Source organism: Candidatus Frankia alpina, from assembly GCF_902806485.1.
Taxonomy (GTDB): Bacteria; Actinomycetota; Actinomycetes; order Frankiales; family Frankiaceae; genus Frankia; species Frankia alpina.
On record NZ_CADCWT010000003.1, the window covers coordinates 1 to 19,632 of the forward strand.

Genomic DNA, 19,632 nt, shown 5'->3' on the forward strand with positions numbered 1-19,632 from the left:
ATCCGTCACCAGATCGCTTGAAACCACAACTCAACGACACCTAACAAAGCCCTACTAGTGTGCCCTCCGGCCCGGGTCCGCGTCCGGCCGGTCCGCCATCGTCCGCCGTCGGCGCGCGTCCGCTCACTGTCACCACGGCACGGCGTAACTCCGTGGGGTTTCGCGGTGACCGACGGTGGGACGCCGGACGGCCGGCCGCATCGGCTGCCAGGATGGAGGCATGGCCTGGGCGGATCTACGAGCGTTCCTCGCTCATCTCGAACGGCGCAAGGAACTACGGCGGATCTCCGTGCCCGTCGACCCCCATCTGGAGGTCACCGAGATCGTGACCCGGGTGGTCCGGGAGCGCGGGCCGGCGCTGCTGTTCGAGTCCCCCGTCGGGGCGGACATGCCACTGGCCATCAACGTTTTCGGCACCGAGGCCCGGATGGCTGCCGCGCTCGGGGTCGACCGCCTCGACGAGATCGGCGACCGGCTCGCCGCCCTCCTGCGCCCGGAGCTGCCGACCGGCCTGTCCGGGCTGCGCGACACGCTGGGCAAGGCCGCCTCGCTCACGTCCATCCCGCCCCGGCGGGTCCGTACCGCGCCGTGCCAGGACATCGTGCTCAAAGGGCCGGACGTCGACCTGTTCCGGCTGCCCGGCGTGCACGCCTGGCCGAACGACGGCGGCGCCTTCCTCAACCTCGGCCTCACCCACACCCGCCACCCGGAGACCGGGGCGCGCAACCTCGGGATGTACCGGCTGCAACGGCACGACGCGCGCACCGTCGGCATGCACTGGCAGATCCACAAGGACTCTAACGCCCACCACGCCGTCGCCGAGCGGCGCGGGGAGCGGTTGCCCGTGGCGATCGCGTTCGGCTGCGACCCGGCGGTGACGTACGCCGCCTCGGCGCCGCTGCCCGCCGACATCGACGAGTACCTGTTCGCCGGCTACCTGCGCGGCGAGCGGGTGGAGATGGTCGACTGCCTGTCCGTTCCGCTGCGGGTGCCGGCGAACGCCCAGATCGTGCTGGAGGGCTGGCTGGAGCCGGGCGCGCGGCTGCCGGAGGGCCCCTTCGGCGACCACACCGGCTTCTACACGCCGGTCGAGCCGTTCCCGGCGCTGCACGTCGACGTCATGACGATGCAGCGCGATCCGATCTTCCAGACGATCGTTGTCGGCCGCCCCCCGCAGGAGGATGGGCCGATGGGCAAGGCGACCGAACGCATCTTCCGCCCCCTGACCAAGATGATGATCCCCGAGATCGTCGACTACGACCTGCCCGAGGCCGGCGTCTTCCACAACTGCTGCATCGTCTCCATCGACAAGCGCTTCCCCAAGCATGCGCAGAAGGTGATGAACGCGGTCTGGGGCGCCGGGCTGCTGTCGTTGTCGAAGCTGATCGTGGTGGTCGACGCCGACTGTGACGTCCACGACTACGCCGAGGTGGCCTGGCGGGCGTTCGGCAACGTCGACTACGCCCATGACCTGATCACCACCATCGGCCCCGTCGACCATCTCGACCACGCCTCGTACGAGCAGTTCTGGGGTGGCAAGGTCGGGGTGGACGCGACCCGCAAGCTACCGACCGAGGGCTACCGCCGCGAGGGCGGCTGGCCCGAACAGATCGTCATGGACGACGCCGTCCGCGCACAGGTGACCCGCCGCTGGAAGGAGTACGGCCTGTGACCACCTCTCCTCGCCTGTCCAGAGGGATAAATCGGACGCCAATGCTTCCGGATAGGCAGGAGAGGCAGTGGGTGGGTGCTCGCGGTGAGTGACGCAGCGTTTCTGCCGGGCGCGTCGGGTGGCGCCACCAGGCCCGGGGGAGGTGGCGGCGGCCAGGAGCACGCGGTCGGGCACGTGCGGGCGTTCCTGCGGCTCGTCGTCATCGAGCACTCGGTCTTCGCGCTGCCCTTCGCCTACATCGCCGCCCTGGCGGGGTCGTTCGCCGCGTCGGGCTCGGCGCACTGGGCCGATCTCGGGCTCGTCACCATCGCCATGGTCGCCGCGCGTACCTTCGCGATGGCCGCGAACCGGATCATCGACCGCGCGATCGACGCCCGCAACCCGCGTACGGCGGGCCGGGAGCTCGTCACCGGAGCCGTGTCGGTGCGCACCGCGGTGGTCGGCTCCGTCGTCGCCCTCGGTGTGTTCCTCGCCGCGGCCGCCACGCTGTCCTGGCTGTGCCTCGCGCTCGCCCCGATCGCGGTGGCGCCCCTGGTGATTTACCCGTATGCCAAGCGCTTCACCGACTTCCCGCACGCCGTGCTCGGCATCGTGCAGGCCGTCGCACCGATCGGGGCCTGGATCGCGGTGACCGACCACTGGTCATGGGCCGCGTTCGTGCTCGGCCTCGCGGTCGGCGCCTGGATCGGTGGCTTCGACCTCATCTACGCCTGCCAGGACGCCGAGATCGACCGCCGCATCGGCGTGCGGTCCGTGCCGGCCCGCTTCGGGATCCGCGGCGCCCTGCTCGGCTCCACCGTCACCCACGTCGTCACCTTCGCGCTGTTCGTCGCCTACGGGCTGATGGAGAACAACGGCGCCTGGTGGTGGGCCGGCCTCGCGGTCACGGCGGCGGCGTTCAGCTACGAGCACGTGATCGTCTCGCCGAAGGACCTCTCCCGGGTCAATCGCGCCTTCCTCACCGCGAACGGCTTCGTCGGCATCGCCCTGTTCGCCTTCGCCCTCGCCGACCTGATCAGCCGCGGCCTGTCCGCCTGAGCCCCACCGTGAGGCCCGTCACTGTGACGCACGACCCGCCAGCAGGCGCCGGGGGCGATCGGGTTCCCTGGGTGGTGGGCGTGAGCGGCGCCAGCGGGACGCCGTATGCGGCCGCCGTGCTGCGCGGCCTGCTCGCAGCCGGGCTGCCGGTCGATCTGGTGCTGTCCCGGGCGGCGCGGCTGACCCTGCTCGACGAGACCGGCATCGCCTGGCACGACGCCGCCTGGAAGCAACCGCTGGAAAGCTGGCTGTCCGCACCTCTCGGCGGGCCCGTTCCCGATTCGGCCGGTACGTCTCGATCAGCGCGTCCCGCCCTACCTGCCCCACCCGCCGTACCCGCCGTACCCGCCCCGCCGGCCACGCTGGCCACCACGGTGGAGACGCTCGTCGCGGTGCACGCACCCGGCAACCTCGCCGCCCCGACGAGCAGCGGCTCCTACCGGACCCGTGGCATGATCGTCGTTCCGGCGAGCACCGCGTGCCTCGCCGGGATCGCCCTCGGCCTGTCCAAGGACCTGCTGCAACGATCCGCCGACGTGACCCTCAAGGAGGGCCGCAGCCTCGTCGTCGTGCCGCGGGAGATGCCGTACACGGGTGCGACGCTGCGCCACATGCTGACCCTGCACGACGCCGGGGCGGTGGTCGCCCCGGCCAGCCCCGGCTTCTACGCCGGCGCGCGCACCGCCGCTGACCTTGTCGACTTCGTCGCCGGCCGGGTACTCGACGCGGCCGGGGTCGACCACGCCCTGTTCCAGCGCTGGACCGGGGAGCTCGGCCGCGCCCGACAGACCTGACCCGGCCCGGCCGCGCGTAGTGGAGCTCCGCCGCGTCCACCGACTAGTGTGGGATCCGTCCACTGAGCTGCGGCCGCGGTCGGGCCGTGACGTCGCGATTCGAGTGATCTTTGCCTTCGATCCATGGTCGCAGGCCGTGCTGTTGGTCGCGGGGAACAAGGCTGGCGACTGGTCGCGGTGGTACAAGACTGCTATTCCTGCGGCAGAGATCGCCTACGACGGGTGGCTGGCCTTCGAGAGGAAACGGCGGGAAGGCTCATGACCGAGTTCCACGACTGGGACGACATCCGCGCCGAACTGCATGACGGGGATGACGAGGCGCTCGCTGCCGAGCGGGCGCGCACCGAGGCATGGGTCAGCGCCTTCCATCTTGCTGAGGAGCGGAAGCGGCTGGGCCTGACGCAGCGTCAGGTGGCCGACCTGATGGGCGTCTCGCCGGGCCGGGTGAGTCAGATCGAGAACGGAGATCTTGACGTGAACGAGGTCGCAACGCTGAGCCGTTACGCCCGGGCGTTGGGCGCTCGGATGCGGATCATCTTCGACTACGGAAACGATCTCCGACAGATCGCTTGATCCAATGCCATGCGCGCGCTCGGCAGCGGACCTCTCTCGCAGCATCGCGGCGGCAGATCCCGACCCCCTCAGCCTGGACCAGGCCGAAGCACAGATCAACAGAATTGCCGCCGTGTACCGGACCACCCCCCATGGCGATCTGATGGACGCCATGGGACCCGAATGGCAGAAGATCGAGAAGGTGCTCGACCGCCGGGTTTCCCCTCGGGTCCGCGCCCGGCTCACCCTCGTCGCGGGGCAGTATGCCTTCTATCTGGGCACCCTCGCGTTCGATCTGGGCGATGACGACACGGCACGCGGCCTTCTCACGGTCGCCAGCCAGCACGCCGCCCAGGCGAAGGACCTGCTACCCGCCAGTTCGCCGCGTCGCTCCGACGTCTCGCTGCTGGCCGGCTCCGTCGCGGCGATCCGTTCCAGCGTCGCCTACTTCAGCGGCTCCTACGGGGAGGCCGCGGACATCGCCGCGCAGGCCCGGGAAGGCGCCCATCCGTTCGCCCGCCCCATCCTCGCCGGCTGCGAAGCCCGCGCTGCCGTCCTCGCTCACCGCCCCGACGACGCTTACGCCACCTTGGCCGACATGCAGGAACATGTCTGGGACGGTGCGATCATGCCGGGTCCGAACCCAGGCGAAGCCGCATTTGTCCACAGCTTTCTTGCCATCGCGCTCGCTCATCTCGGCAACGGCGTCGAGGCCGAGCCGCATGCCAAGACCAGTCTGGAGCTGGAAATCGCCGCCGGGCCGGATCATTACGTTCAGATCGGCGGAAACTACACCGCGCTCGCCCGGACCTATCTGCGGCGCCCAGAGCCGGATCCGGAACGCGCTGCCGACGCGACGCAGCAGGCTCTTCTCGCCGTGGAGGGCAGGCCGACCCGCGGAGTGGTGCAGCGGGCCGGAGAGATGTGGCGGCAGCTGGATGCGCGCTGGCCCGAGCTGCCGGCAGTCCGGGATCTCGGGGAGATCGTCAAGACCTCCGGGCGTGCTCTCCAAGCTGCGTCCGGTGATGCCACCGCCGTCTGACCTGGCCTGCTGCGCGTCTCCGTGGCGATTGTGGGCCGGGGCCGGGAGGCGACGGCGTCTCGTTCTCGATCGACCGGTTCCAGGATCCCTCTGGCAGGGGCGGTGCCTGGGCGGGCAGAGTGGGCGGCAACGACCCAGGGCCGGGGCGGTGGATCACAGCCACCGCCCGGCGGAGCTCGGCGGATCGAGGGCGACATAGCGACGAACGGGCGCGGGACGGCGAAGGGGCGGGGACGCGGTTCCGGCCGATCGAAGGCGGCCGGGACGGGCGGCCCCGACCGGCCAGTGGGCGACGGCCGTTCGGCGGGCGGCGGCCAGTCCGGCGACGCGGGCCGGGCCGGGCGCCGGGAGCGGCCCCCGATGCAGGACGTCGACCTGCGGGTGCAGCTTCCGTACTTTCTGATCCGGCTGGCCGCCCTCGTGGTGATCACGGTGGTGCTCGCGGTGGTCGGGGTGAATCTGCTGCTCTCGGTGCTGATCGGTTTCGCGGTCGCCGGCCTGCTGACCTGGCCACTGGGGCGGATGCAGCGCCGAGCGGCCCAGCGTGCCGCCGCGGCCAGGGGCGCGGCCGGGCCACCGCCGCCGGGCGCCGGCAAGGGCAAGGGCGGGAGCGCGTGACCGGACGCGGACAGGTCCGGCCAGTTGTGACGGGTCAGCCTGGCCGGCCCGGGCGGGTGTGACGGTGTTGCGGGCTAATCTGGATGGCATGGATGCTGGGCTCAAACGGGAGATCGAGGCCAAGGTTTCCGACGGCGAGCGGCTGAGCCGCGCCGACGGGGAGGCGCTGTACGCCAGCGACGATCTCGCCTGGCTCGGCGGCCTCGCCCACGAGGTCCGGACCAGGAAGAACGGTGACCGGACCTTCTTCAACGTCAACCGGCACCTGAACCTGACCAACGTCTGCTCGGCGTCCTGCGCCTACTGCTCGTTCCAGCGCAAGCCCGGTGAGGCCGACGCCTACACGATGCGGATCGAGGAGGCCGTCCGGCTCGCGAAGGAGATGGAGCCGGCCGGCATCACCGAGCTGCACATCGTCAACGGCCTGCACCCGACGCTGCCCTGGCGCTACTACCCGCGCTCGCTGCGGGAGCTGCGCAAGGCGCTGCCCGGCGTGGCGCTCAAGGCGTTCACCGCCACCGAGATCCACTGGTTCGAAAAGATCAGCGGCCTGCCCGCCGACGAGATTCTCGCCGAGCTCATCGACGCGGGCCTGGATTCCCTCACCGGCGGCGGCGCGGAGATCTTCGACTGGGAGATCCGGCAGCGGATCGTCGACCACAACACCCACTGGGAGGACTGGTCGCGCATCCACCGCCTCGCCCATGCCAAGGGCCTGCGCACCCCCTGCACCATGCTCTACGGGCACATCGAGGAACCGCGCCACCGGGTGGATCACGTCCTGCGGCTACGTGAGCTGCAGGACGAGACGGGCGGCTTCGCGGTGTTCATCCCGTTGCGCTTCCAGCACGACGCCTCCGGCGACCCGCGCAACCGGCTGATGAACCAGCCGATGGCGACCGGCGCGGAGGCGCTGAAGACGTTCGCCGTCTCCCGGCTGTTGTTCGACAACATCGATCACGTCAAGTGCTTCTGGGTGATGCACGGGCTGACCACGGCGCAGCTCGCGCTGAACTTCGGCGCCGATGACCTGGACGGCTCGGTCGTCGAATACAAGATCACCCACGACGCGGACCGCTTCGGTACGCCCAACACGATGACGCGTGAGGACCTGTTGGCCATCATCCGCGACGCCGGTTTCCGGCCAGTCGAGCGGGACACCCGTTACCGGGAGATCCGCGGCTACGACGGTCCTGATCCGGCTCGCCGCGAGATCCCGACCTCGATCGACGCCTGAGGCGGGGTTCGATGGCCAATGATGACGAGCCGACGCCGTCCCGCGCGGCGGGTCAGCCCACGCCCGCGGCCGCCCCGGCCGTGAACACCGCGTCCGCCGCCCAACCGCGGGTCCGGCCTCCCGGGGCGCCGGGCATCGGATCGATCTTCGTGCTTGCCTTCCTGGTGATCCTGGTTCCGGGCGTGGCGGTCTACGTGGTGCTCGACTGGGCCGGTCTGCCGATCGGCGGCGCGAGCATGCTCGGCCTGCTCGTCGTCTTCCTCGGGCTGGGGTTCTTCCCTACCGTGCTGCGCAGGCTCGGCTGGGTGCCGACGAAGAAGCGGGTGCCGACGAAGAAGCGGGGGTCCTGATGGAACTGCGCAAGCGCCTCACCGTGCGCCCGAGGCGGGCGGCGGCTGCGCCGCCGGGAGTCACGGTCGCGTCGCCGGGAGCCCCGGCCGCCAGGGAGCGCGGCCTGCTCGGCATCAATCTGCGGTATTTCGCCCTCCGTGCGGTGCTCTTCGGGGTGGTGCTCGCCGTAGTCCTGCTGCTCGGGGCGGGCGGTTTCCTGGCCTTCGTGCTGGCGCTGGTCGTCAGTGGTCTGATGAGCTACCCGCTGGCGCTGCGGCAGCGCCGCGCGGTCGTCGCCGTGATGGAGAACCGTCACGGTGGCCGGCGTTGACCGCATCCGCGGGCGCCGAGGCCCGGCCGCGGGTCGGGCACATCCAGTTCCTCAACTGCCTGCCGCTGTACTGGGGGCTGGTCCACTCGGGTGCGCTGCTCGACATCGAGCTGACGAAGGACACCCCCGACCGGCTCAACGAGGCCCTCGTGGCGGGCGAGCTCGACATCGGCCCGATCAGCCTGGTCGAATACCTCCGACACGCCGATGATCTCGTCGTCCTGCCTGATCTCGCGGTCGGGGCCGACGGGCCGGTGCTGTCCGTCGTGCTGAGCTCGGCGGTACCGCTCGACGACGTCCGTACCGTCGCGCTCGGCTCGACCTCGCGGACCAGCGTGCTGCTGGCCCGGATGCTGCTGGAGGAACGCCACGGCCTGCGGCCGACCTACCTGACGATGCCGCCCGACCTGCCGTCGATGCTGCGGGAGGCCGACGCCGCGGTGGTCATCGGAGATGTGGCGTTGCGGGCGACCTACGACGCCGAACGCGGCGGCACGGGGCATCCCCTCGGCCTGATCGACCTGAGCGCGGCCTGGCGGGAGTGGAGCGGGCTGCCGATGGTCTTCGCGGTGTGGGCCGCCCGGAAGTCGTTCGCGCAGCGGCACCCGGGGACGGTGAAGGAGGTCCACGACGCGTTCCGCTCCGGGCTGGATCTTGCGCTGCGCGACGTCGACCAGGTGGCGACGCGGGCGGCCCGCTTCGAGGTGTTCGACCCGGCGACGCTGGCCCGCTACTTCACCACCCTCGACTTCCGGCTGGGGGAGCGGCAGCAGGCGGGCATCCGAGCCTTCGCGGAGAAGGCCGCCCGCCGCGGCGATGTCCCCCCGCTGCGGGCGATGACCTTCGCCGAGGTCTGACGGCCGGCCCGGTCCGCGGCGGTGCTGGACCGGGCGCGGGCTCGCGCAGGGTCAGACCGGCGGCTGGAACGCGTGGGAGATGCCCGCCGGCGGGACGGTTCGGTGGGCGTTCGCGTTCGCGGTCGCGAAACGGGCGATGCGGCCCTTCACGAGCGCGATCAGCCGGGGCGGCGTGTCCCGTCCGCCGGGCGCGATCAGCATCTCGTCGAGCGAGGCGTCGCCGTCCCCACCGGGGATGGCGGGTTCGAAGGCGGCCGAACCATCCGGTTGCGGGCCGTGCTCGGCCGGCGAGCCCGCGCCCACCGGGGGAGCCAGGCTCGGCGGTGTGCGATCCGCGGCCTGCGGCTGCCGGCCGGCGTTGGCGGAGCACCCCCGCGCAGCGGCGGCATCGATGAGCTCGTGGACGGCGAGGGTCCAGGCTCGCAGCCCCTCGTGCACACCGCCGCCTCCAGGCAGCAGGTGTTCGCGCCCACGAGCTCGTCGACGTCGACCAGGGAGATGGCAAGCAGCCCGGCCAGGTGGCCGGCAAGCATGAACAACCGGAACTGCTGATGCGGGAGCAGCGGAGTGCGAAGCAGGTTGTCGACCACGCTCTGCTGGGCGAGGATCCGGGCGGTGACGTCCGGCGGGTCGAGCAGGTCGGCCTTGACGATGAGGTCGGCGACCAGCCGATCCAGATAGTTCAGCTCGTGGTCGGACCGGCGTTGGTCGAGCAGGGCCGACACCCGACGGCGGGACTCCCATTCCGGATCGGGCGAGCGGCGCAGGCGCTTGGCCCGCGCGGCCACGGCCGCCTCGCGCAGGTCGATCAGAGCGCCGCCGGCCTCCAGCATCACGTCGACGGCGGCGATTCCGGCCGTGAGGGAATCCCGCGACTGGGCTGCTCCAACTGGGAGATGTACTGGCGGCTGTAGCCGGTGCGCCGGGCCAGCTCGTCCCGGGAGAGAACGCGTTCACAGCGGCGCCGACGGATCTCCGCGGGGAGCAGGTCTTCAGCGGTCGCCGTGCCCTGTCGGCCTCGGCTCCGTTGCCGCATCTGTGAGGTCCTTCCGCGTGGCAGAGGTCGCCTCCCACCGAGGGAGGACAGTCGTCGTGCGCCGCCTCTCGTGCCCCTCTCGAGAGCCGGCAGGATTCACCGGTAGTGATCAGATTACTCCATGGCGCACCCCGATTGACTAGAGGTCAAAGGTCCCATACGTGGGGGGTTATGATTATTACTCTCTGTCACTAAAAGCGATATTCAACTGAGTGATATCTCTCTTCGTTTACGATCTACTACGTTCTGCTTGGCGGGTCGATTGGGCGCGACGGCCCTGTCGCGGGATTATGCCTGCCTTCTTGGGTTTTTGTTGGGAAACGGGAGTGTTGCCGAGGAAGTCCGGCCGGAAAGCCACGGAATCACCGAAAGATCGTCTCCAGTTGGCTTTTCCCGCAAGGTGGGCTATCACTGCCACGCCGGGCCTGCGGCACTTCGCCACGGTCTGCGGGTATCGCCGGGATGACCGGCATGGGTCATCCCCGGAAACCATCCTCAATGACGATGCGCGGGGTCGGGTGGGGCGCGTACAAAAGAATGGTGGATACCGGCCGTTCGGTGGGCGCCGACGCCGTCGGGCTCGACCGAGACGACGCTGTCACCGCGGCTCGGCGCTCCGCCGGGGTGAACTCCCGCCCCGAGCCAGGCCGAGAGGCCGGCCGCGGCGCGGGTGCACAGACCGGCCGGCCGGCCACGCGGACCGCGATCCCGGATGGCGCGCGGCCCGAGGGCGCCGCCGCTCGTAACGGTGCGGGCGCCGCCGAGGCAGCCGTCGTCCCGCGCCGGGTGGTGGTCGTCGACGACGCGGACGGCGTGCGCGAACTGCTCTGCCTGCTGCTGGGCACCGAACCCGACTTCGTGGTCGTCGGCGCCGCCGCCAACGGCGCCGAGGCGATCGAGGAGGTCATTCGCACGGCGCCGGACTTGGTGCTGCTCGATCTCGCGATGCCGGTGCTCGACGGCATCGGCGCGCTGCCACGGATCCGGCGGGTCGTGCCGCAGGCGACCGTGGTCATCTTCACCGGCTTCTCCGAGGACGCACTGCTCGACCGAGTGCTCGCCCTGGGCGCGGACGCCCTGCTGGAAAAGGGCCTGGCCACCGGCCCGCTGGTCGATCAGCTCCGCCGCCTCTGCGCCGCCCCTCGTTCCAGCTGAGGCGCATCGCCGACCTCTCGGCGCCGTTCCACCGCTTCGGCCGTTGCGCCGGCTTCGATACCGATTGCGTTGTTCATTTTCCCCATCGATGCGGTAGAGTTGTGGAGACGGTGTCGGAAAGGCGAGCCGGCCGTCGATCGTCGCCCGATTTGGGGCACTTTGCGGAGTGATGCTCGTCGATGGTGTGGTCGTGGGACACGCAACCCGCCCATCGGCATCACTTCTGTGTAAACATGAGGTTGTGGTTGCGCGCGCCCTCACCCTCGGGGCGCCGGTTGCGCGAGCGGTGGACCTGGTCCGCGTCTCGCCCCGGCGCGGGTTCGCGTCGTCCCCCGCAGCCCCGTGTCTCGTGATTGAGCCGATGCTCGTCGCGCGCCTACACGTCGACCTGCTGCGGGTCTCCAGCGCCGGCTGTCGCCGCTCCCGCTGACGTTCCCGTTCGCGGCGCCACTTCGACGGCGTCGCGCTCACCCGCGCATCGAGAGATCTGATGACTTCTCCTGCCCATCCTGCCCGTTCCGCGCGCCCGTCCCGTCCCAAGGGGGCGGGTCAGTGGGCGTTGGGCTACTCCGAGCCGCTCAACGCCAACGAGCGCATGAAGAAGGACCAAGGCGGGCTGGAGGTGCGCGACCGCATCCTGAACCTCTACCCGCACACCGGTTTCGATGGAATCGACCCCCAGGACCTGCGCGGCCGGTTCCGCTGGTGGGGTCTGTACACGCAGCGCCGGCCGGGGATCTCCGGTGGCCGCACGGCGATCCTCGAACCGGAGGAGCTCGACGACTCCTACTTCATGCAGCGGATCCGGCTCGACGGCGGGCGGATGACCGCCGACCAGCTTCGGGTCATCGCGGAGATCTCCACCCGGTTCGGCCGGGACGTCGCCGACGTCACCGACAGGCAGAACATCCAGCTGCACTGGATCCGCATCGAGGACGTGCCGGCGATCTGGGGCGCGCTCGAGAACGCCGGGATGACGACCGCCGAGGCGTGCGGTGACACCCCGCGGGTCATCCTCGGCTGTCCGGTGGCGGGCGTCGACGGCGACGAGGTCATCGACGGGTCGGCCGCGATCGACGAGGTGGTCGAGCGCTTCGTCGGCGACCCGACGCTGGCGAACCTGCCCCGCAAGTTCAAGACCGCGATCTCCGGCTGCGTGGACCACTGCACGTTGCACGAGATCAACGACATCGCGTTCGTCGGCGTCGTCCACCCGGAGCTCGGCGTGGGCTACGACCTGTGGGTCGGTGGCGGCCTGTCGACGAACCCGAAGCTCGGCGTGCGGCTCGGGGCGTTCGTGCCGCCGCAGCGGGTCGCCGAGGTCTGGCACGGCGTCGCCTCGCTGTTCCGCGACTACGGCTACCGCCGCCTGCGCACCCGGGCCCGGCTGAAGTTCCTCGTCGCGGACATGGGCGCCGAGTGGGTGCGGGCCACCCTGGAGAAGGAGTACCTGACGGCCGCGCTGCCGGACGGGCCGCCGCCGCCGCCCCCGCGCAACGAGGGCCGCGACCACGTCGGCGTGCACCGCCAGCGCGACGGCCGCAACGCAGTGGGCTTCGCCCCGAGCGCGGGCCGGCTGTCCGGGACGACGCTGCGCGCCGTGGCCGACCTCGCCGACCGGTACGGGCAGGGCCGCATCCGCGCGACGACGACCCAAAAGCTGGTCATCCTCGACGTGGCCGACGAGGCCGTGGCACCGCTGGAGACCGAGCTCGCGGCGCTGGACCTGGTCGTGCGGCCGAGCGTGTTCCGGCGCGGCACGATGGCCTGTACCGGGATCGAGTTCTGCAAGCTGGCCATCGTCGAGACCAAGGGCAATGCCCGCGATCTCATCGAGGAGCTGGAGCGTCGCCTGCCCGACTTCGACGAGCCGATCGGGATCAACGTCAACGGCTGCCCGAACGCCTGCGCCCGCTTCCAGGTCGCCGACATCGGGCTCAAGGGCTCGCTGGTCCCCGACGACGCCGGCGAGATGGTCGAGGGCTTCCAGGTCCACCTCGGCGGCCACCTGGGCACCCGGTCGCGGCTGGGCCGCAAGTCACGCGGCCTGAAGGTCACCGCGGACGGGCTGCTCGACTACGTCGTCGGCCTGCTGGAGACCTACCGGGGTGAGCGCGCAGACGGGGAGAGCTTCGCCGACTGGGCGCAGCGGGCCGACGAGGCATCGCTGGCCGCGGCGGGCTCGGCGGCCAGGGGCGCCGATGGCCGGCAGTGATCGCGCGGTGCCCTTCTACTGCCCGTACTGCGGCGAGGAGGACATCGTCCCCGAATTGGCGGCGGACGGAGCCGGTTCCGGGCACGGGCACTGGGCGTGCCGGTCCTGCCGGCGCGGCTTTCGGCTGAGCCTCACCGCGCTGGTGGTCGCCGCTGGCTCGGTCGGCTTCACGCCGGCGGGGACGTCCGGCGCGACGGGAGACCAGGCGGCCGCAGCCGGGAACCAGACGGCCGCAACGGGAGACCAGACGGCACGGCCAGGCGCCGCGCGCGACGACGAGGAGACGACCTGATGGATGCCGCGTTGCAGAGCCGGGCGTTGCGGGCCGGGGAGGAGCTCGAAGGCGCGCCGGCGGAGGAGATCCTCGGCTGGGCGGCCGAGGAGTTCGGGATGAAGCTGGTGGTCGCTGCGTCCATGGCCGAGGCGATCCTGGTCGACATGCTCGCCCGAATCCGCTCCGACGTGCCCGTGGTCTTCATCGACACCGGATACCACTTCGCCGAGACGGTCGGTACCCGCGACGCGGTGGCCGCGACCTACGACCTGCCGCTGATCAGCGTCAGCCCGCAGCTAACCGTCGTCGGCCAGGACGCCGTCCACGGTCAGGACCTCTACAAGATCGACCCCGACCTGTGCTGCCGGATGCGCAAGGTGGTGCCGCTGGACCGGGCGCTGGCGCCATACCGCGCCTGGGCCGCCGGGTCGCGGCGCGCCGAGTCCGCCGGCCGGGCGAGCCTGAAGGTCGTCGACTGGGACGCGCGCCGCGGCAAGGTGAAGATCCACCCGCTGGCGGCCTGGACCGACGAGGACGTCGACCGGTACGTCGCCGAGCACGACGTCATCGTCAACCCGCTGCTCTCCGACGGCTACGAATCCGTCGGTTGCTGGCCGTGCACCCGCCGGGGCGCCGGCCGCGACGGCCGCTGGACCGGCACGAACAAGACGGAGTGCGGCATCCACTGACCGGGCGGACGACCCGTTGCCGGTTGGTCGCACCGGCACGGCCCACACCGGTGCCCGGGTGGCGCCGGTGTGGCGCCGCCCGCGTGATCGCTCGCCGGACGTAGCTGAACAGGTACGGTGCACGCCGTGACGGACAGGCGAATCGCAGGTGAGGTCTGGCTGGTCGGCGCTGGTCCGGGCGATCCCGGGCTATTAACCGTGCGTGGTCGTGAGCTGCTCGCGACCGCCGACGTGGTCGTGGTCGACCGGCTCGCCGCCGCCGTCCTGCTCGACGCCGCGTCGCCCGACGCGGAGATCATCCATGTCGGCAAGAGCCCGACGGCCCGCTCCTGGGCCCAGGAGGAGATCAACGCGATTCTCGTCGACCGGGCCCGCGCAGGTGCCCGGGTCGTGCGGCTCAAGGGCGGTGATCCCTACCTCCTCGGCCGCGGCAGCGAGGAAGCCCAGGCGTGCGCCGAGGCGGGCGTGACCTTCGCCGTCGTCCCCGGCGTCACCTCGGCGTTGGCCGTGCCGGCGCTCGCCGGCATTCCGGTCACCCACCGCGACCTGGCGCAGGAGCTCGCCGTCGTCTCCGGGCACCTGCCGCCAGGGCACCCCGACTCGACCGTCGACTGGGCGGGCCTCGCCGCCTCTCGGGCGACGATCGTCATCCTCATGGGGGTGGCGCGGCTGATGGACATCGCCGACGCCCTGCTCGCCGGCGGCCGCCCGGAGGCCACCCCGGTCGCGGTGATCGAGCGGGGCGCCACCCCAGCCCAACGTGTCCTGCGCACCACGCTCGACGCCCTGGCCATCGACGCGATCGCCGCGGGAGTGCGGTCACCGGCGGTGATCGTCGTCGGTGAGGTCGCCGCCCGCAACGACGCCCCGGCCACCGATGCGCCGCCGCTGGCCGGAGTGCGCATCCTGGTCGCCCGCACCCGCACCCGCACCCGGCCGGGCCTGCTGGCCCGCCGGCTGCGACAGCTCGGCGCCGACGCGGTCGAGACGGTCGTGGCCCGCCCGGCCCCGCTCGACCACGCCGGCGCGGAGCTGCTCGCCGCGCTGCCCGCAGCCGCGGGACTCGTCCTCGCCGACCCGGACGAGGTCGCCGCGGTGGTCGCCCTGCTGCGCCGGGCCGGCACCGATGTGCGCGCCCTGGCCGGGCTGATCCTGGTGGCCACCCGCCCCGACGTCACCGACGCCCTCGACGCGCTGGGCCTGGCCGCCAGCACGCTGGATGAGCTCGCGCCGGAGCCGGGGGTGCTCGTCGTCGGCGCCGCCGACCTGCCGGCGGACGGCCCCTGGACGCCGTGCCGGGTGCCGCTGCTGACCGACGTGACCGCCGACCCGGATCCGCGGATCGCCGACGAGCTGCGTCACGGCGACTTCGACGTCGCGGCGTTCGCCTCCTCGACGGCCGCCCGCAGCACCGCCGAGCTGTATGGGCCGCTGCCCCCGGACCTGCTCGTCGCGGCGATGGGCCGGCGCAGCGCCCAGGCCTGCGAGGCCGCCGGAATGCGGGTGGACATCGTGCCGGCCGAGCCGGGGGTGCGTCCGCTCGCCGCCGCCGTCGCCGACTTCGTCGCCGTCAGCCGCGCCGCCACCGTCTTCTGAGAAGGTCAGCTGGTGGGGTGCTTGGCGGCGTCGACGAGCTCGCGCAGAGTGTCGTCGAGCCGTGCCCGTACGGCCTCGACGACGCAGGGGTGCAGGCCGAGGGGCTCGGAGAGGATCCAGCGGGTCGTCGGATGCCGCTCGCGCGCCTCGTCCAAGGCGGCGGGGAGGTCGCGGCGGGTGTGGTTGCCACCGAAGAGGAAGAACGGGTAGACGACGATCTCGGTGCAGCCCGCGCCCGCGAGGTTGGCGTAGCCCTCGCCGATGTCGGGCCGGCTGACCTCGAGGAACGCCGCCTCGACGGCGCCCCACGGCCGCGGGCCGGCCGGGCCGGCCAGGCTGGGCAGGGCGGTCGAGTGGGGCGGGCGGGCGGCGCAGCCGTCATCGTCCTGGCGGGGTTCGGTCGCCAGGCGGCGAGCCAGCTCGCGGACCGTGGCGTTGGCCTCGTCCCGTCGTGAACCGTGGCCGATAACGAGAAGACCGCGCATAGCACCAGTGTGCGCCGGATACCCGACCGCGGCCGCCGGTCGCAGGCGGGCGGGACCGGGCGGCGGACGTGCCGACCGGCGGCCTGCGGGCGCGAGCCGGGCCGGGGCCCGTCGGCCGGTCAGACGGTGGTGCCGTCGTCGGAGCTGTGCCCAGGGAAGACCTTCGCCGCGGGGTCGACGACAGGCGCGGCGTTGTTGACGGCGGTCGCGACCTCGCCGAAGCCGGTGGCGATCAGGCGGACCTTGCCGGGGTACTCGGTGATGTCCCCGGCCGCGAAGATTCGGTCGACGCCGGTGAACATCGCCGAGTCGACCGCGATGTGCCGCCGGGCCATGGAGAGCCCCCAGCGGGTCAGCGGCCCGAGATCGGCGGTGAAGCCGAGCGCGGCGACCACCGCCTGCGCCGGGCGGACGTGCCGGTCCCTGGTGCGGGTGTGCACGAGCTCGACCTTCTCGATCCGCTCCTTCCCGTGGATGGCGGCGACCTCGGAGAAGGTGAGGATCTCCACGCTCGACGCCTCGACCCGACCGATCGTCGCCGCGTGCGCGCGGAACCGGTCGCGACGGTGCACCAGGGTGACCGAGCGGGCGATCGGCTCCAGGGCGAGCGCCCAGTCGAAGGCGCTGTCCCCACCGCCCACCACGATGACGTCCTGGCCGGCGTAGGCGTCCAACTTCGGCACGAAGTAGACCAGGCCGCGGCCGAGATGGCCGGTGCCGGTCGGCAGCGGCCGAGGAGTGAACGTGCCGAGACCACCGGTGATCACGACGACCCTGGCGCGGACTCGGTGGCCCTGGCTGCTGGTCACCACGACCGCATCCGGTTCGTGGGCGAGCTCGGCGGCCTGCTGGTCGAGCAGGTACATCGGGTCGAACTGGGCCGCCTGGGTGACGAGGGCGTCGACCAGCTCGCGGCCGCGGATGGCGGGGAAGCCGGCCACATCGTAGATGATCTTCTCCGGATACATCGCGGTGACCTGACCACCCGCCTCGGGCAACGAATCCATCAGCGCGACCGACATGCCCCGGAAGCCCGCGTAGTAGGCGCCGTAGAGCCCTGCGGGGCCGGCGCCGACGATCAGCATGTCCACGCTGGTGTCGACGTCGCCGCCCGCCGTGGCACCTGGCCGGACGGTGGTGCCGTCGTCCGCCTGGACCGACTGCGTGACCATGGGCAGCTCCCCGCACCTCGCGGCCCGACCGGTCGGACTGGGAATGTTCGGTCGGTGCCACTGGACTCTCCGTCATCTCATCCTGCCGGAGATCTGGTCGGCATGCCGTCAGCTTCGCTGGTGGGCGTCCCCGGCTGGTCGGTGCCGGGGCGCCGGGCTGCGGCGTCGTCGGGCGCCGTGCCTGTGATCGCCGTGCCTGTGATCGCCGCGCGGAGCCGTCCCGGCCAACGGAGTGCGGCATTGCGCTTGTATCGTTTCTCCGTCACATGTTTCGTTGCCGGTGATATCGGTCGTTCAGGCAAGATTCCAGAAACGCTGCTGGAGAAGCTGCTGGAGAAAAGGCATGCCGATGCGATCGTCGGATGGCGGACAGAGTTCCCCAGGTCGCGCTCGGTGAAGGCTAGCGTGAGGTGGCAGGCACCGCGGTTGCCGCGCCGGACCGAGCGTCGGTGGGGACAGAGCGGACACGGGCGGGAGAGCGGTGGCGGATCGAGCGACGGGCCGGGACGGCACCCGAGGTGAGGCGCTGCACCCCGACGACCCGACCGTCATCGGCGCCTACCGGGTCGAGCGCCGGCTCGGCTCGGGCGGCATGGGCACGGTGTACCTCGCCCGCGACACCGCCGGAGCCCTCGTCGCGATCAAGGTGATCCGCTCGGACCTGGCCGCCGACCCCGATTTCCGCGAACGGTTCCGGGACGAGGTCGCCGTGGCGCGCCGGGTCGCCCCGTTCTGCACCGCGCAGGTCCTCGACGCCGACCCTGCTGTCCGTCGCCCCTACCTGGTCACGGAGTACATCGACGGCGTCCGCCTCGACGACGTCGTCAACCGGTCCGGGCCGCTGCCGATGTCGACGCTGCAGGGCGTGGCGATCGGCGTGGCCAGCGCGCTGACCGCGATCCACAAGGCCGGCATCGTCCACCGGGACCTCAAGCCGAGCAACGTCATGCTGTCGTTCTCGGGTCCCCGGGTCATCGACTTCGGGATCGCCCGGGCGCTCGACGCGGCGCAGGGCCGGACCCAGACCGGCTTCGTCCTGGGCTCGGTCGGCTGGATGGCGCCCGAGCAGATGGAGGGCTCGTCGATCGGCCCGGCGGTCGACGTTTTCGCCTGGGGGCTGCTCATCGCCTACGCCGCCGTCGGCGCCCATCCCTACGGCGACGGCACCTACCTGGAGATGTCGGAGAAAATCCAGACGGGGCGGCCCAACCTGCGGGACGTGCCGGTGCAGCTGCAACCCGTCGTCCGCTCCGCGCTCGCCCGCGACTCGCGGGCCCGGCCCACGAGCGAGCGGCTGCTACTGACCCTGCTCGGCGAGGAGACGCCGCCCGGCGGGGACACCCGGGTAGCGGCCACCGCCCTCCTCGACGGCACCTGGCCGCGCAGCCGCAGCGCGGCCGCAGCCGCCGCCGGGGCGGCTGGGGTAGGCGCCGCGGCGGGCGCGGCCGCCTTCCGGACCAAGCGCTATGACGATTCGACGGCCAGGGCCGATTCGACGGCCAGGGACGGCTCGACGGCCAGGGACGGCTCGACCGGGGTGGCCGCCGACTCCGCCGCGCCCGGCCCCCGGCGAGCCGACGCCGACCGGCCGCAGCGGACCCGCGTCGCCGGCGCCGGTGATCAGCGCCGCTGGCGGGAGGACGACGCCCCGCCGGCGGGAGAACGATGGTGGGATGAGCCGACCGACCTTCCGCCTCCATCCGGGCCGCCCGTGCCGCCGCCGGCGTTGGCCGACCTGGGCGCCGACGGGCGCGCCCCCCGCGGTGGAGGCTTCGACGAGGCTGACCGCGCCGGCGACGTTGCTTTCGGTGGTCCGGGCGCCGCCGGTGGCCAGGGGGCGCCGGCGCGCCGGCGGCGGCGCGCCGGATTCGTCCAGTACGAGGACGAGCAGCCGCCCGCCCCGGCCACGCCCGGTCCCGCCGCCCGCGACCGCCGTGCCGAGCCGCCGCCCGTGGGCCCCGCGGACGGCCGCCGCTCGCCGCCGTCTCCCTATCCGCCCGCGGCGTCCCCGTCCCCGTCACCTCGCCAGACCGCTCGCCCGTACCCGCCGGCCCAGCCTTACCAGCGGGCCCAGCCGTACCCCCAGGCCGCCCAGCCGTATCCGCCGGCCCAGCCGTACCAGCCGGTGCGGCCCGAGGGTCGGCGAGCAGCCGACCGTGCTGACGCGGCGCGCCCGCAACCGGCGCCGCGGCAGGTTGCCGAGCGCCTCGAGCACCGCGGCCGGGCGCCTGAACCCAATGATCCCCCTGCGTCGCGGCGCCCGCGCCGCCGGTTCCGGCTGCGAATCCCCTTCAAACGGACGATCCTGGTCGTCCTGGTCGTCCTGGTCGTCCTGCTCCTGCTCTCCGCGGCGGACCAGATCGCGTCCATGGTCGACGAGCAGCGCAGCCGGCTTTGGGACAAGGCAGCCACCTCGGTCAAGAACGGCGTGGGCGACCAGGTGGACAGCCTGTGGAATCAGGCGAAGGACACCTTCGAGGGTTCCGCGGGTGGTTCGGGGTGACGGTGCACCGAATGGACGACCGGCATGGGTAAACCT

Annotated in this window: 20 protein-coding genes and 1 pseudogene; 18 read left to right on the forward strand and 3 right to left on the reverse strand. The window is 72.0% G+C overall.

Annotated elements, in window-relative coordinates; all coding sequences use genetic code 11:
- Positions 1-220 precede the first annotated feature (220 nt).
- The 11 genes from G6R25_RS00780 (at position 221) to G6R25_RS00830 (ending at position 8,471) form a co-directional block, all read left to right on the forward strand.
- Positions 221-1,672 (forward strand): menaquinone biosynthesis decarboxylase, encoded by a 1,452-nt coding sequence (locus tag G6R25_RS00780; protein WP_163551255.1) that lies wholly within the window; start codon positions 221-223, stop codon positions 1,670-1,672.
- A gap of 84 nt (positions 1,673-1,756) precedes the next feature.
- The gene (gene mqnP, locus G6R25_RS00785) at positions 1,757-2,710 is read left to right on the forward strand and encodes a menaquinone biosynthesis prenyltransferase MqnP (RefSeq protein ID WP_163551256.1); all 954 of its coding nucleotides are present in this window, start codon (positions 1,757-1,759) and stop codon (positions 2,708-2,710) included.
- An 8-nt stretch (positions 2,711-2,718) separates the two neighbouring features.
- Positions 2,719-3,504 carry a UbiX family flavin prenyltransferase gene (locus G6R25_RS00790; RefSeq protein ID WP_235947038.1) on the forward strand — a complete coding sequence of 262 codons (786 nt, stop codon included), beginning with the start codon at positions 2,719-2,721 and terminating at the stop codon, positions 3,502-3,504.
- Positions 3,505-3,550: 46 nt separating this feature from the next.
- Positions 3,551-3,766: a type II toxin-antitoxin system RelE/ParE family toxin gene (locus G6R25_RS00795; protein WP_336500086.1), complete on the forward strand. Its 216-nt coding sequence runs from the start codon at positions 3,551-3,553 to the stop codon at positions 3,764-3,766.
- Entirely contained in the window at positions 3,763-4,077 is a 315-nt protein-coding gene (locus G6R25_RS00800; RefSeq protein WP_136448195.1) for a transcriptional regulator, read from the forward strand. Before G6R25_RS00795 ends, G6R25_RS00800 begins: the two co-directional genes overlap by 4 nt.
- 142 nt (positions 4,078-4,219) lie before the next feature.
- Positions 4,220-5,098 carry a tetratricopeptide repeat protein gene (locus G6R25_RS00805; RefSeq protein ID WP_205446764.1) on the forward strand — a complete coding sequence of 293 codons (879 nt, stop codon included), beginning with the start codon at positions 4,220-4,222 and terminating at the stop codon, positions 5,096-5,098.
- A 285-nt stretch (positions 5,099-5,383) separates the two neighbouring features.
- Positions 5,384-5,716, forward strand: a complete 333-nt coding sequence (locus G6R25_RS00810; protein WP_235947040.1) for a hypothetical protein — start codon at positions 5,384-5,386, stop codon at positions 5,714-5,716.
- Positions 5,717-5,804: 88 nt separating this feature from the next.
- Positions 5,805-6,953: an aminofutalosine synthase MqnE gene (gene mqnE, locus G6R25_RS00815; RefSeq protein WP_163551258.1), complete on the forward strand. Its 1,149-nt coding sequence runs from the start codon at positions 5,805-5,807 to the stop codon at positions 6,951-6,953.
- A gap of 11 nt (positions 6,954-6,964) precedes the next feature.
- Positions 6,965-7,303, forward strand: coding sequence for a hypothetical protein (locus G6R25_RS00820; RefSeq protein ID WP_163551259.1), 339 nt, complete (start codon positions 6,965-6,967; stop codon positions 7,301-7,303).
- Complete coding sequence (locus G6R25_RS00825; protein WP_136448191.1) at positions 7,303-7,614, forward strand: DUF4229 domain-containing protein; 312 nt, start codon at positions 7,303-7,305, stop codon at positions 7,612-7,614. The genes G6R25_RS00820 and G6R25_RS00825 overlap by 1 nt, the downstream gene beginning before the upstream one ends.
- A complete protein-coding gene (locus G6R25_RS00830) occupies positions 7,611-8,471 on the forward strand; it encodes a menaquinone biosynthetic enzyme MqnA/MqnD family protein (RefSeq protein WP_163551260.1) in 861 nt (286 codons plus the stop codon). Before G6R25_RS00825 ends, G6R25_RS00830 begins: the two co-directional genes overlap by 4 nt.
- A gap of 51 nt (positions 8,472-8,522) precedes the next feature.
- On the opposite strand, the pseudogene G6R25_RS00835 reads toward G6R25_RS00830, so the two are convergent.
- A pseudogene (locus tag G6R25_RS00835) lies at positions 8,523-9,507 on the reverse strand (helix-turn-helix domain-containing protein).
- Positions 9,508-10,005: 498 nt separating this feature from the next.
- Here G6R25_RS00835 and G6R25_RS00840 point away from each other — a divergent pair.
- From G6R25_RS00840 to cobA, 6 genes are all read left to right on the forward strand, one after another.
- Complete coding sequence (locus tag G6R25_RS00840; RefSeq protein ID WP_136447475.1) at positions 10,006-10,662, forward strand: response regulator; 657 nt, start codon at positions 10,006-10,008, stop codon at positions 10,660-10,662.
- A gap of 241 nt (positions 10,663-10,903) precedes the next feature.
- The gene (locus tag G6R25_RS00845; protein WP_136447476.1) at positions 10,904-11,092 is read left to right on the forward strand and encodes a putative leader peptide; all 189 of its coding nucleotides are present in this window, start codon (positions 10,904-10,906) and stop codon (positions 11,090-11,092) included.
- 60 nt (positions 11,093-11,152) lie between these two features.
- The gene (locus tag G6R25_RS00850) at positions 11,153-12,877 is read left to right on the forward strand and encodes a nitrite/sulfite reductase (RefSeq protein WP_163551261.1); all 1,725 of its coding nucleotides are present in this window, start codon (positions 11,153-11,155) and stop codon (positions 12,875-12,877) included.
- Entirely contained in the window at positions 12,864-13,169 is a 306-nt protein-coding gene (locus G6R25_RS00855) for an Insertion element protein (protein WP_163551262.1), read from the forward strand. Before G6R25_RS00850 ends, G6R25_RS00855 begins: the two co-directional genes overlap by 14 nt.
- Positions 13,169-13,840 carry a phosphoadenylyl-sulfate reductase gene (locus tag G6R25_RS00860; RefSeq protein ID WP_163551263.1) on the forward strand — a complete coding sequence of 224 codons (672 nt, stop codon included), beginning with the start codon at positions 13,169-13,171 and terminating at the stop codon, positions 13,838-13,840. The genes G6R25_RS00855 and G6R25_RS00860 overlap by 1 nt, the downstream gene beginning before the upstream one ends.
- Positions 13,841-13,966: 126 nt before the next feature.
- Positions 13,967-15,436: a uroporphyrinogen-III C-methyltransferase gene (cobA, locus tag G6R25_RS00865; RefSeq protein WP_336500087.1), complete on the forward strand. Its 1,470-nt coding sequence runs from the start codon at positions 13,967-13,969 to the stop codon at positions 15,434-15,436.
- 5 nt (positions 15,437-15,441) lie between these two features.
- Here the strand turns inward: cobA and G6R25_RS00870 are convergent, their stop codons facing one another.
- Together G6R25_RS00870 and G6R25_RS00875 are read right to left on the reverse strand one after the other, a co-directional pair.
- Entirely contained in the window at positions 15,442-15,921 is a 480-nt protein-coding gene (locus G6R25_RS00870) for a sirohydrochlorin chelatase (protein WP_163551265.1), read from the reverse strand.
- 119 nt (positions 15,922-16,040) lie between these two features.
- Positions 16,041-17,093, reverse strand: coding sequence for an NAD(P)/FAD-dependent oxidoreductase (locus tag G6R25_RS00875; protein WP_235947043.1), 1,053 nt, complete (start codon positions 17,091-17,093; stop codon positions 16,041-16,043).
- A gap of 481 nt (positions 17,094-17,574) precedes the next feature.
- On the opposite strand from G6R25_RS00875, the gene G6R25_RS00880 reads away from it, so the two are divergent.
- Positions 17,575-19,596, forward strand: a complete 2,022-nt coding sequence (locus tag G6R25_RS00880) for a serine/threonine-protein kinase (protein WP_163551266.1) — start codon at positions 17,575-17,577, stop codon at positions 19,594-19,596.
- Positions 19,597-19,632: the final 36 nt, after the last annotated feature.